Here is an 11,802-nt window from a genome sequence, read left to right on the forward strand (position 1 = left end):
GGGCATGACGAGGAACAGATGGCCGCCTTTGAACGAAAAATGCGTCAGTGCGACAGGCTCTGCACCGCCTTCTCGCAGTTATCCTGGCAATTGCGGCAGGTCTCGGCGCAGATGCGGCAATGGTCGTGGCTCGAGGCGTGGCGGTCGCATTCCTCGGCGCACAGCCGGCAGGCCTCGGCGCAGGCCTGCAGCATGGCCCGGATCACCGTTTCGTTGGAGCCGCTGCGCCGGGTCGCTACGGCGCCGGTGGCGGCGCACACGTCGGCGCAGTCCAGGTTGAGCCGGATACACTGGACCAGTTCGGACACCTCGTCCTCGCCCAGGCAGGCGTCGGCGCAGGTGACGCAGGTCTGGGCGCAGTCGTAGCATTCCTCGATGGCGTGAATCAGCGCGTCGTTGGTGTTGCCTTGGACGTGCGGATGGGTGCTGATCATTTCACGGGCGTGCATGGGGAACCTCCCGACCGGGTTTAGGGGCGACGCCGAAGCAGGCGTCTTCCCCGGGGCAACACCCGGCGGGGGGTTAAGGTTCGGGCGGAAACTGCGTCTAATGCCCGCCGCCCTTGGCGCCGCCGCCGCCATCGATCGCCGCCGCCTCGGTCAGGTTCAGGTTGGTCTCGAACAGCAGGCCCACGGGGCAGGGCGAGGATTCCTCGCCCTCCACCGTGCAGCGGTTGGGCCAGGCCGAGGCGCTGTCCTGGTCGAACACCAGGAACTGGGCCATCTTGCACGAATAGAGGCGCTCGACGGTGGCGCCGGGGGCGACCTCGCCGGTGGGGATCAGCCAGGTGTTGGCGGCCGCCTTGTAGGTGTCGAAGGTCTTGAGCAGCAGATGGGTGGCCATCGGCCGGCTGCCGGGGTTGCTCACCCGTACCGTCATGCGGCAGGCGGCCCGTTCCGGCACGCCGGGGAAATTGACCTGGGTGACGTTGATCTTCAGCCCGACCGCGTCGGTGGTGCCCTTCAGCGCCTTCAGCACCACCGCCTTGGTCGGCCCCAGATGGGGCAGCTCCTTCTTCTCGCCGCCGCCGCCGGCGGCCCAGGCGTGGGGCGCCATGGCCAGGCAGGCGAGGACGGCGGCGAAGGCGACGGGACGTCCGGTCACGGGCAGGCTCCCCCGGTTGAACCGGGAAATGCTACGGGACCGGCGGCGGAGCGGCAAAGGAAAACTCCGCCGCCGGCACCTGCCGCGCGCGGTGGCGCAGATGCGCCGCCAGCCGCGCCGCCAGCGCCACCAACGTCAAGGTCGGGTTGGCGTGGCCCGAGGTGGGGAACACGGCGCTGCCGGCCACGTACAGATTGTCCAGTCCGAACACCCGGCAATCGGCATCGACCACGCCGCGTTCGGGGCCGTCCGCCATGCGGGTGGTGCCGATGTGATGGCCGCCGGTGGCGTTGTAGCCGTTGCGGATCGCGTCCATGTCCACCTCCAGCCGGCCGGCGCCGCTTTGCGCCAGACTGTCGGCGAGCAGGCGGTGGATGGCCAGCGCGCCCTCGACGTCCTGGGCGCCGGCCCGCCAGTCCACCTTGAGGCAGGGCAGGCCGAGGGGATCCAGCCTGTCGCCCAGGCTCACCCGGCTGTCGGGGTTCGGCGCCTGCTCGGCGTTGTAATCGACGGTGTGGATGCCGCCCCGCCCGGCCACCGCCACATAGGGCAGCTTGCGCGCCGCCAGCACGTGGCGCCGCACCCAGTCGAAGCCGAAGCGGCCCAGCGGCACCAGGCCGGCGGCGACGTTGCCCAGGTGCCCGGCCAGCAGGCGCGCCCGCTCCGGCTCTTCCTGGCCGCGATAGCCGAAGCTGGCCATCTTGCGCGCGTATTCCGCCTTGAGGAAGGTGCGCGACAGCCACATGGCGGACAGCACCGGATCGCCATGGCCGGGATCGGCGATCACCGGCGGCTCGAAGCGCAGGATGGAATTGGTCAGGCCGAGCCGCCGCTGCACCTCCGCCGGCGCCCGGAAGTAGCGGCGGAGATAGATGCCCTCGCCGTCGCGCTCGTAGCCGAACACCACCGGGGTGGCCGGCGGGAAGGTGGCGGTGGCCGCCTTGCCCTCCAGGTGGCACATGTAGAAGCGCCCGACCAAACCGTTGCCCAGCCCCGCCGCCAGCAGCAGGCGGGGCGTCTCCAGCCCGCCCGCCGCCAGCACGCCGAGGCGGGCGCGCACCTGGATGCCGTGGCCGGGCCGGGTACGGAAGACGAAGCCGTCCACCGCCCGCCGCGACGGAGGGGCCAGGACGCCGGTGCAGGTGGCCGAGAGCAGCACCACCACCTCGGTCGAGCGGGCCAGGGCACGGCGGTAGCGCCGCCCGAAATCGGTGGGCGGCGAGAAGCGCTCGATGCCGTCCTGGGCGATCTCCCCGCCGAGGCCGGGCACCATGGGCGCGGCGTTCCCGCCCAGCGACCCGGCGACGTCGTAGGCGAAGCGGCCGGCCTCGCAATAGGAATTGGCCACCCGGTACCACGGCAGCATGTGGTCCCAGCCCAAGGGCCAGCCGCTGTGGGGCACCCACGGGCGAGCCTCGAAATCGATGGGGTCCAGGGGCAGGCAGCGGCCGCCCCACAGGGTCGAGGTGCCGCCCAGCGCCCGCGCCCGGTACAGCCCGGGCGGCGGATGGCGGGGATCGACCGCCTCGCCGCCGAAGCCGTCGCCGCCATCGCCCCGCCGCCCGCCCGATTCCGCCAGCACCACCGTCAGCCCCGCCCCCATCAGCTCCATGGCGACGGTGATGCCGGCCGGGCCGGCGCCGATGATCACCACGTCGGCATCCAGGCGCAGTCCATCGGGCAATCGGCGGGCATCGACGATCATGGCGGGCCTCCGGCTCACCCCGCCAGTGTGGAGCGGCCGGGCCGCCATGGCGCGGGCGCAAGGGGAGTGGCGGCGGCGGCAAAGGGAGGGGGGCGGGGCATGAGCCGTCATGCCCACCCGCCATTGAGGCGGGGGCCAAGCGGCCGGAGGCCGCGCCCGGCGAGGGCATACGGAAATCTACGCCCGGGGCAGAACCAGAATGGCCCGCAATCCCCCCTCGGGCCGGTTGGCCAGGGTGATGTCGCCGCCATGGGCGCGGGCGGCGGCGCGGGCGATGGCGAGGCCGAGGCCGCTGCCGCCGGTGTCGCGGTTGCGGCTGGCCTCGAGCCGGACGAAGGGGGCGAACACCCGCTCGAACTCGGCCTCGGGGATGCCGGGGCCGTCATCCTCCACCGTCACCGTCCAGTGCCGGCCGTCATCGGCGACGGTGACGCGGGCGGTGCCGCCGTATTTCCGCGCATTGTCCAGCAGGTTGGCGATGGCGCGCTTCAGCGCCAGCGGCCGCGCCTCCACCACCAGGCTGTCGGGTCCCGAATAGGCCGCCCCCAGATCGTCGGCCAGTCCCTGCACCAAAGCGGCCAGGTCGAGCGGCCGGCGCTCCTCGCGGGCGGCCTCGTCGCGGGCGAAGGCCAGGGTGGCGGCGATCATCCGCTCCATTTCCTCCAGATCGGCCAGCATCTTGGCCCGCTCGCCCTCGTCCTCGACGAACTCGGCGCGCAGGCGCATGCGGGTGATGGGGGTGCGCAGATCGTGGCTGATGGCCGCCAGCATCTGGGTGCGGTCATCGACGAAGCGGCGGATGCGGCCCTGCATGACGTTGAAGGCATGGGCGGCGCGGCGCACCTCGCGCGGGCCGGATTCCGGCAGCGGCGGCGCGGTGATCTCCACGCCCAGGCGCTCGGCGGCGGCGGCGAAGGTGGCGAAGGGCCGGGTGGCCCGCCGCACCGCCCACAGCGCCGCCAGGGTGACGGCGGCCAAAGCGGCCAGCAGCGGCACCACGAAGCGCGCCCGCCACAGCGAATCGACCCGCACCAGCGGCGCCACCACGTTCAGCCACGAGCCGTCGGCCAGGCGCACCGACACCTTCAGGAACGGCCCCATGGTATGGCCGGGGCCGGGGCCGTGGCCCAGACCCATTCCCGGCCCGCCGCGCCCGACTCCGGCCAGCACCTCGCGCCCGTCGAGGGCCGAGCGCAGGTGGCGCACGGCGGCCATGGCGGCGGGATGGCCGGTTTCGTCGGCATCGACCACCGGATCGGGGCCCCAGCCGGCGCGGAAGCCCTGCTGGTCCATGCTGCGCAGGGTGGGACGGCGGGAATCGGGCGGGGTCTGCTCGGCCAGCTGCACCAGCGCCGCCACCCGCTCGGCGGCATTGCGTCCGCCCAGGGCCTGCAGCGCCTCGGACCGGGTCGAGGCGAACATGGCCAGCGCCGCCCCCAGCGACACCACCATGGCCGCCACCAGCACCAGCGCGGTGCGGGCCAGGACGGAATCGGGGAGCAGGCGCCTGGGGGTCATCGCCGCTCGACCTCGGGGGTGAACAGGTAGCCGCCGCCACGCACCGTCTTGATCAGCTGCGGGTCCTTGGGGTCTTCGCCCAGCTTGCGCCGCAGCCGGCTGACCTGGATGTCCACCGAGCGGTCGAACGGCACCGCCATGCGGCCGCGGGCGAGGTCGAGCAGCTGGTCGCGCGACAGCACCCGGCGGGGATGCTCGACGAAGGCCAGCAGCAGGTCGAACTCGCCGGCCGACAGGGCGACCAGGACTCCCGCCGGATCGGTGAGGTCGCGGGTGGCGACGTCCAGCGCCCAGCCGGCGAAGCGGTACCCCTCGCCGCCGCCCCGCGCCTGCTGAGCCGGCTCGCGCGCGCGGCGCAGCACCGCCTTGATGCGGGCCAGCAGCTCGCGCGGGTTGAAGGGCTTGGGCAGGTAGTCGTCGGCGCCCATCTCGAGGCCGACGATGCGGTCGGAATCCTCGCCCATGGCGGTCAGCATGACGATGGGCACCCCGTTGCCGTTGGCGCGCAGCCGCCGGGTCAGCGACAGGCCGTCCTCGCCCGGCATCATCAGGTCCAGCACCACCAGGTCGATGGCCCGTTCGCCCAAGGCCCGCTCCATGTCGGCGCCGTCCTTGGCGACGCTGACCCGCAGACCGTGGCGGGCCAGGAAGCGGGCCAGCAGGTCGCGAATCTCGCGGTCGTCATCGACAACCAGGATGTGGGCACCATTGTCCATGGCCATGAGTATAGCGCAGCTCAGCCGCCTGTCCGGCGGCAGTTTGGTAACGCTTCGTAACGTTACCGTCCGTTACCCGATGATGCCGCCGCCGACATCATGGCGTTACCGTTCGGGTGTCTGATGCCTGCCATCGGATCATCCTTCCCCAACGGAGACATCACCATGACCATCACCAGGTTCCTTGCCGTCGCCACCATCGGCCTGCTGCTGGCCGGCCCCGCCTTGGCCCGGCCGGATGGGTTCGGCCCCGGCATGGGGGGCGGCGGCATGGGGGGCGGCGGCATGGGGGGCGGCGGCTGCGGCGGCTCCGGGCACGGCTTCGGGCACGGCTTCTGGCAGCGCGACACGCCGCTCACCCTCGACCAGGCCAAGGCCATCGTCGCCGGCCAGGTGGCCATGCGCGGCGAGCCGCTGACCGTCGGCAAGGCCACCGAGACCGAGAAGTCCATCAGCGTCGAGCTGCTGGCCGGCGACGGCACGGTGGCGCGGCGCATGGAACTGGACAAGGCCAGCGGCCGCCCGCTCAAGGTCGAGCGCGGCACGCCTCTGTCGGTGGCCGATGTGGAGACCATGGTCAAGGGCATGCTGGTCCGCCGCGGCGATGGCCTGGCCCTGGGCAAGGTCGAAGCCCGGGACGACCGCACCATCGTCGCCGAGCTGGTCCAGCCCGACGGCAAGGTGTCGCGCACCCTGACCTTCGACCGCCTGACCGGCCGCCCGTCGAAGGGCAACTGAACCAGGCCACAGCCCCCCACGAGGCTGGTGGTCCTCCCCAGCCGCTTGGCTCCCAAGCGGCTGGACAAGGAGGTCAACCGGCCCATTGAACCGTGGTGAGAGTCCGACGGTGGGTGTGGGCACCGATCGCCGGATTCCCGATCCGGGGACACGCCGCCGAATTACCCTGCCCCCTACCGCCCCGGCAGCCGCACCGTTGCCGCCCCCTGAATCCCCCCCTGCCCCGGCTCCTGCAGCAGCACCGCCGCAGCGTCGGCATCGGCGGGCAGCGCGGCGAGCGGCAGGGCCAGGTGTCCCGGCCGGCCGTCCCAGCGGCCCAGGGGAATGAATGCGCGGACGATGTTGGCCTCGTGCAGGCGGCGCCCGGCATTCTCGCCGCGTCCCACCGCGGTCTCGGCACGCTCGAGATAGGCGAGCAGCACCACCTCCAGGTCGGTCGCCGAACCGGCGGGCAGCACCGCCCTCACCTCGCCCGCCGCCACGGTCAGGGCCACGGCGACGCCGTCGCGGGCCGGGGCCAGCAGCGCGGCGACGCGGCCGCGATCCGAGCCGACCACATCGGCGCGGCCGTCGATGACCATCTGCGGGGTATAGAGGCTGCGCACCCCCAGCCGGGTGCGGTAGCCCTGCTGGCGGGCGGTGGCGGCGGGCAGGGCGAAGCGGTCGCGCCAGCCGATATGGTCCCAGTAATCCACGTGCCAGGCCAGCGCCACCACGCCGGGCCGGGCCGCCAGTTCGGCCAGCAGGGCATCGGCCGGCGGGCACGAGCTGCAGCCCTGCGAGGTGAACAGCTCGACCACCGCCGGCCGCTCGGCCGCCTCGGCCGGAAGCGCCAGGGCCAGGAAGAGAGCAAGAGTCGCGGCGGATCGGGACATGGCTGCCTCGTCGGGTTCGGGCGGCCGGTGAAGCCCGGCCCCTGACCCAAGGGTTCGTCACTGCCCCCGCAGAGGTTACGCCCTACCCCGCCACCCCGATGCCGAACACGATGGGGTGGCCGTCGATGTCCTCGGCGACCGGGCCGTGGGGCAGGTCGGGGGCTTTCAGGCGCAGCTCCACCGCCAGGGTCTGCTCCGCGATGTAGCCCTGGTGGGCGACCAGGGCGGCGGCCACCGGTTCGGGCACCTGGACCTCGATGACGATGCGGTCGGTGATCACCAGGTTGGCGTTCTTGCGCTCGTTCTGCACCAGGCGGACGAAGTCGCGGGCCCAGCCCTCGGCCTGCAGGTCGGGGTAGATGGCGGTATCCACCACCACCAGTCCGGTGGAACCGCCGAACGGCTCGGCGGCCAGGCCCTCGGCGGTGCGGATGTGCAGGGTGAAGTCGGCCGGTTCCAGCACCAGACCGGCGATGGCCACATTGCCGTCGTCCTGCAGGCGCCAGTCGCCGGAGCGCTGGGCGGCCAGCACCTCCTTCATCTTGGCGCCGATACGCGCCCCCAGCTTGGAATTGACCTTCAGCTCCTTGGTGCCATAGGCCGCCACGTCGTCGGTCAGGGTCACCGACTTGATGTTGATCTCGTCGGCGATGATCGGCAGGTAGGGCCGCAGCACCTCGGCCGAGGGATGGGCGACGATCAGCGACTTCAGCGGCAGGCGGGTGCGGCGGCGGCTGTTCTCGCGGATGGTGAGAACGCTGGAGCAGACGTCGCGGGCCAGGTCCATGTCGGCCATCAGGGCGACGTCGCGGGGAAGCCCCGCAACCTCGGGCCAGTCGGTCAGATGCACCGAGTCCTCACCGGTCAGCGCGGTGTAGATGCGCTCGGAAATCAGCGGCATCATCGGCGCCAAAGCGCGGCAGGCCAGGGTCAGGCAGGTATAAAGGGTGTCGTAGGCGTCCTGCTTGTCCTGTGTCCCCTCGTCGGCCCAGAAGCTGGCCCGGCGCGAGCGGATGTACCAGTTGTTCAGCGCATCCACATAGCCCGGCACCACGGCGTAGGCGCCGGGAATGTCGGCGACGTCGAGGCGGGCCTGCACCGCTTCCACCAGGTCGCGGGTCTTGGACAGGATGTAGCGGTCCAACACCTCGGTCTGGTCGAAGCGCAGCCTGGCCCGCACCCCGTCGACGTTGGCGTACAGGGTGAAGAAGCTGTAGGCGTTCCAGAAGCGGATGATGACCTGGCGCATGGCCTTGGCGACGTCGCGGCCGTCCTTGGCCAGGGCGAGGTCGCCGCCGGTCATCAGCGGCGAGGACAGCATGTACCAGCGCAGCGCGTCGGCGCCGTAGGTCTCGAAGATCTCCTTGGGGTCGGGATAGTTGCGCAGGCGCTTGGACAGCTTCTGGTGGTTCTCGTCCAGCACCACGCCGTGGCAGACGCAGGTCTTGAACGGGGCGCGGTCGAACAGCGCGGTGGACAGCACCATCAGGGTGTAGAACCAGCCGCGGGTCTGGGCCACGTATTCGACGATGAAGTCGCCGGGGAAGTTCTCCTCGAAGCGGTCCTTGTTCTCGAACGGATAGTGGAACTGGGCGAAGGGCATGGAGCCCGATTCGAACCAGCAATCCAGCACGTCGGGCACCCGGCGCATCATGGACTTGCCGGTGGGATCGTCGGGATTGGGGCGGACCAGCTCGTCGATCAGCGGCCGGTGCAGATCGGCCGGGCGGACGCCGAAATCGCGGGCGATCTCGTCCAGCGAGCCGTAGACGTCGATGCGAGGGAATGCGGGGTCGTCGCTGCGCCACACCGGGATGGGGGTGCCCCAGAAGCGGTTGCGCGAGATGTTCCAGTCGCGGGCATTGGCCAGCCAGTTGCCGAAGATGCCGTCGCGCACGTGCTCGGGCGTCCAGCTGATGCCCTGGTTCAGCTCGACCATGCGGTCGCGGAACCTGGACACCGCCACGTACCAGGAATTCACCGCCATGTAGATCAGCGGCTCGTCGGTGCGCCAGCAATGGGGATAGTTATGGCGGATCTGCTCGTGCCGCAGCACCGCGCCCTTGGCCTTCAGGTCCTTGATGACGCGCGGATTGGCCTCGTGGATGACGTTCATTCCGGCGTAATCGGGCACCTGCTCGGTGAAGCGGCCGGCGGCGTCCAGCGGCACCACGGGCGCGATGTCGTAGCGCCGCGCCACCTCCAAATCGTCCTCGCCGAAGCCCGGCGCGATGTGGACCACGCCGGTACCGTCATCGGCGCCGACGAAGTCGCCGGTGATCACCTTGAAGGCGTTGGGCGTGTCGGCGAAATAGGGGAACAGCGGCTGGTAGGCGCGGCCCTCCAGCGCGGCGCCCTTCACCGTGGCGACCGGCTCGTAGCCCTCGAGCTCGCGGGCGTAGCGGGCCACGGCGGTGGCCGCCAGGATCAGCCGGGCGCCGTCCTTCTCCATCACCGCGTAGTCGAGGTCGGGCGACACGCACAGGGCCAGGTTGGACGGCAGCGTCCACGGCGTGGTGGTCCAGGCCAGGATGCGGGTCGGCGTGTCCTCGCCAATCAGGGTGAAAGCCACGGTCAGCGCCGGGTCGTCGCGTTCGCGGTAGGAATTGTCCAGCCGGGTCTCGAAATTGGACAGCGGCGTCTGCACCGCCCAGGAATAGGGGACGATGCGGTAGCCCTCGTAGACCAGGCCCTTGTCCCACAGCGACTTGAACGCCCACAGCACGCTTTCCATGAACGTCAGGTCCATGGTCTTGTACTGGTCCTGGAACGACACCCAGCGGGCCTGGCGGGTGACGTAGTCCTGCCACTCGTCGGTGAAGCGCAGCACCGAGGTGCGGCAGGCGTCGTTGAACTTGTCGATGCCCATGGCCAGCACGTCGTTGCGGCCCGAGATGCCCAGCTCGCGCTCGGCCTCCAGCTCGGCCGGCAGGCCGTGGCAGTCCCAGCCGAAGCGGCGGTCGACGTGGCGGCCGCGCATGGTCTGGTAGCGCGGGATCAGATCCTTCACGAAGCCGGTGGCCAGGTGGCCGTAATGGGGCAGGCCGTTGGCGAAGGGCGGGCCGTCGTAGAACACGAACTCGTTGGACACGCCATCCTTGCGGCGCGGATTGCGCGCCACCGAGCGCTCGAACAGGCCTTCGCGCTGCCAGCGCCCGATCACCGCCCGCTCGATGGCGCCGAAATCGGGATTGGGCTCCGCCTGGGGATAGGTCGTCGGCTTGTCGGTCATTGCGGGATGCCTGCGCGAAGGAAGGTGGGGTGTCCGAAGGACCCGAGTTATCACCCGAAGGCCGCGGGGAATCAAGCGAACGCCACATTTGCATTCTGCGATGGATCGCGTACCGCGGGCCGTGTTCCCTGCGGCGAAAGGGGGAAGATATCGTGAGGGGCGAGAATTGACCGCCACCGACATCGTACCGTCCGAATTGCTGGACCCGGTGGTGAGCTTCTTCAGGCCGCGCCGGATGATCCTGTTCGGTTCGCGGGCGCGCGGCGAGGCGGAAGCCGACAGTGATTTCGACCTGCTGGTCATTGTCGATGACGACACGCCGCCGGAGAAGGCGCCCCTGACGGCGGGATACGAATCGCGCCGCACCTACCGCCGCCCGAACCGTTCCATATTCCTGGATGCGGGCCAGGAGTTCAGGTACGGGCCGACCAGCAGCGCCGCGACCGGGATGGTGGCAAGCGCGGGGTCGTGGCCTGCAAGGCATGAAGGCAGTCGTCGAGGGCCAGTAGCGTATGCTTGCGGAAGGCGACGATGATGGCCTCTTCCTCGACGGACAGGATCGTCGATTTCGGCTCCTTCGGCCCGGTCGCCAGATCGGCCACCGAGGCGCTGGCCCGGCCGGTGCGGCTGCAACGACGCCGACTGCTTCGCCCTGTCCGAGGCCGGCGACGACCACGCCGAGGCGGTGCTGGGCGGCGGGCTCGGCAACATCGCCCGCTTGTATGCGAACGTGCCGCGCCTGTGGGGCGTCCATGTCTTCTCGGACACCGTCGCCACCCGCCTGGCACCGCCGGTCCACGGCGATTCGTCGGGCGTACGCGGCGCGGCGTGGCTGTGGCCGGGGTGAGTCAGCCCCCTCCCCCTGCCGCAGGCAGAGAAGATAGCTCTCAGCGCCGCGCCCGTTCGATCTTGCGCCAGGCGGCGACGTTGCGGTTGTGCTCGTCCAGCGAGCGGGCGAAGGCGTGGCCGCCGGTGCCGTCGGCGACGAAATAGAGGGCGTCGGTGGCGGCCGGGTGCAGCACCGCCTCGATGCTGGCGCGGCCGGGATTGGCGATGGGCGTCGGCGGCAGCCCGTCATTGGCGTAGGTGTTCCAGGGATGCCTGGCCTCGAGGTCGGCGCGGGTGAGCGGGCGGTCCAGCACCCCCAGCCCGTCCGACAGGCCGTAGATCACCGTCGGGTCCGATTGCAGCCGCATGCCGTCCCTGAGGCGGTTGAGGAACACCGCCGCCACCATCGGCCGCTCGGCCTTGATGCCGGTCTCTCGCTCGACCACCGAGGCCAGCACCAGCGCCTCCTCGGGCGATTTCAGCGGCAGGTTCGCGGCGCGGCCGGCCCAGGCCTGCTCCAGCGTCTGGCGCATGGCCTTTTCCATGCGCGTCACCACCTCGGCCCGCTCGTCGCCGCGCGACAGGTGCCAGGTCTCCGGCAGCAGCGAGCCCTCGGCCGGCTTGCGCCCGACCTCGCCGGCCAGGAAACCGGCGCCCTCGACCAGTGCCGTCACCTGGCGCACGGTCAGCCCTTCGGCGATGGTCAGCTTGTGGATCACGGTGCGGCCTTCGGCCATCATCCGCATGGCCTGTTCCGGGCTGATGGCGGCGGGAAAGGCGTATTCGCCGGCCTTCAGCGCGGCACCCCGGAGCTTGACCCCGATCAGGAAGGTCCAGGGATCGGGAACCACCCGCTCGGCCGCCAGCCGGCGCGCCACCGCCTGCAGGCCCGAGCCCTTGGCGATCACCACCGTGACCGGCTCGGCCAGCGGACCGGAACCGGTGAAGCGGCGGTGGCCCTCCAGCGCCGCGAAGGTGATCGCGGCCACCAGCAGCACGGCCAGCACGACGGAAGCCTTGAGCAGCAGGCGCATGGAAACCCTTTCCGTAGCCTCATCCTGAGGAGCGGCCCTTCAGGGACGCGTC

The 11,802-nt window shown here is 71.0% G+C and carries 10 protein-coding genes and 2 pseudogenes; 3 read left to right on the forward strand and 9 right to left on the reverse strand.

The annotated features are described in order from the left end of the window. Nucleotides 1-44: 44 nt before the first annotated feature. The 5 genes from MTBUT4_RS12335 to MTBUT4_RS12355 form a co-directional block, all read right to left on the reverse strand. Entirely contained in the window at nucleotides 45-449 is a 405-nt protein-coding gene (locus MTBUT4_RS12335) for a four-helix bundle copper-binding protein (protein ID WP_173979995.1), read from the reverse strand. A gap of 97 nt (nucleotides 450-546) precedes the next feature. Continuing rightward, nucleotides 547-1,104 carry a hypothetical protein gene (locus tag MTBUT4_RS12340; RefSeq protein ID WP_173979996.1) on the reverse strand — a complete coding sequence of 186 codons (558 nt, stop codon included), beginning with the start codon at nucleotides 1,102-1,104 and terminating at the stop codon, nucleotides 547-549. Nucleotides 1,105-1,135: 31 nt separating this feature from the next. Continuing rightward, nucleotides 1,136-2,809: an FAD-dependent oxidoreductase gene (locus tag MTBUT4_RS12345; protein WP_173979997.1), complete on the reverse strand. Its 1,674-nt coding sequence runs from the start codon at nucleotides 2,807-2,809 to the stop codon at nucleotides 1,136-1,138. Nucleotides 2,810-2,986: 177 nt separating this feature from the next. Next, on the reverse strand, nucleotides 2,987-4,327 hold the full coding sequence (locus tag MTBUT4_RS12350; protein WP_173979998.1) for an ATP-binding protein: 1,341 nt from the start codon (nucleotides 4,325-4,327) through the stop codon (nucleotides 2,987-2,989). Then, nucleotides 4,324-5,043, reverse strand: a complete 720-nt coding sequence (locus MTBUT4_RS12355) for a response regulator (protein ID WP_173980002.1) — start codon at nucleotides 5,041-5,043, stop codon at nucleotides 4,324-4,326. The genes MTBUT4_RS12350 and MTBUT4_RS12355 overlap by 4 nt, the downstream gene beginning before the upstream one ends. A gap of 165 nt (nucleotides 5,044-5,208) precedes the next feature. Between MTBUT4_RS12355 and MTBUT4_RS19300 the strand changes: the two genes are divergently transcribed. Further along, on the forward strand, nucleotides 5,209-5,781 hold the full coding sequence (locus MTBUT4_RS19300; protein WP_217424163.1) for a hypothetical protein: 573 nt from the start codon (nucleotides 5,209-5,211) through the stop codon (nucleotides 5,779-5,781). Between the two features lie 173 nt (nucleotides 5,782-5,954). On the opposite strand, the gene MTBUT4_RS12365 is transcribed toward MTBUT4_RS19300, so the two are convergent. Both MTBUT4_RS12365 and ileS read right to left on the reverse strand, forming a co-directional pair. Next, nucleotides 5,955-6,656 carry a thioredoxin family protein gene (locus MTBUT4_RS12365; RefSeq protein ID WP_173979999.1) on the reverse strand — a complete coding sequence of 234 codons (702 nt, stop codon included), beginning with the start codon at nucleotides 6,654-6,656 and terminating at the stop codon, nucleotides 5,955-5,957. Between the two features lie 82 nt (nucleotides 6,657-6,738). Further along, nucleotides 6,739-9,888: an isoleucine--tRNA ligase gene (gene ileS, locus MTBUT4_RS12370; protein ID WP_173980000.1), complete on the reverse strand. Its 3,150-nt coding sequence runs from the start codon at nucleotides 9,886-9,888 to the stop codon at nucleotides 6,739-6,741. 100 nt (nucleotides 9,889-9,988) lie between these two features. Between ileS and MTBUT4_RS19710 the strand changes: the two are divergent. Then, nucleotides 9,989-10,198: pseudogene (locus tag MTBUT4_RS19710) on the forward strand (nucleotidyltransferase domain-containing protein); the annotation flags it as partial. 121 nt (nucleotides 10,199-10,319) lie between these two features. On the opposite strand, the pseudogene MTBUT4_RS19525 reads toward MTBUT4_RS19710, so the two are convergent. Beyond that, nucleotides 10,320-10,493 (reverse strand): annotated as a pseudogene (locus tag MTBUT4_RS19525) (IS481 family transposase); the annotation flags it as partial. 80 nt (nucleotides 10,494-10,573) lie between these two features. Between MTBUT4_RS19525 and MTBUT4_RS12385 the strand changes: the two are divergent. Further along, nucleotides 10,574-10,735 (forward strand): hypothetical protein, encoded by a 162-nt coding sequence (locus MTBUT4_RS12385; protein WP_371737868.1) that lies wholly within the window; start codon nucleotides 10,574-10,576, stop codon nucleotides 10,733-10,735. 40 nt (nucleotides 10,736-10,775) lie between these two features. On the opposite strand, the gene mltG is transcribed toward MTBUT4_RS12385, so the two are convergent. Continuing rightward, the gene (gene mltG / locus MTBUT4_RS12390) at nucleotides 10,776-11,750 is read right to left on the reverse strand and encodes an endolytic transglycosylase MltG (RefSeq protein WP_173980001.1); all 975 of its coding nucleotides are present in this window, start codon (nucleotides 11,748-11,750) and stop codon (nucleotides 10,776-10,778) included. Between the last annotated feature and the right edge of the window lie 52 nt (nucleotides 11,751-11,802).

It is taken from the genome of Magnetospirillum sp. UT-4 (assembly GCF_902729435.1).
Classification (GTDB): Bacteria; Pseudomonadota; Alphaproteobacteria; order Rhodospirillales; family Magnetospirillaceae; genus Magnetospirillum.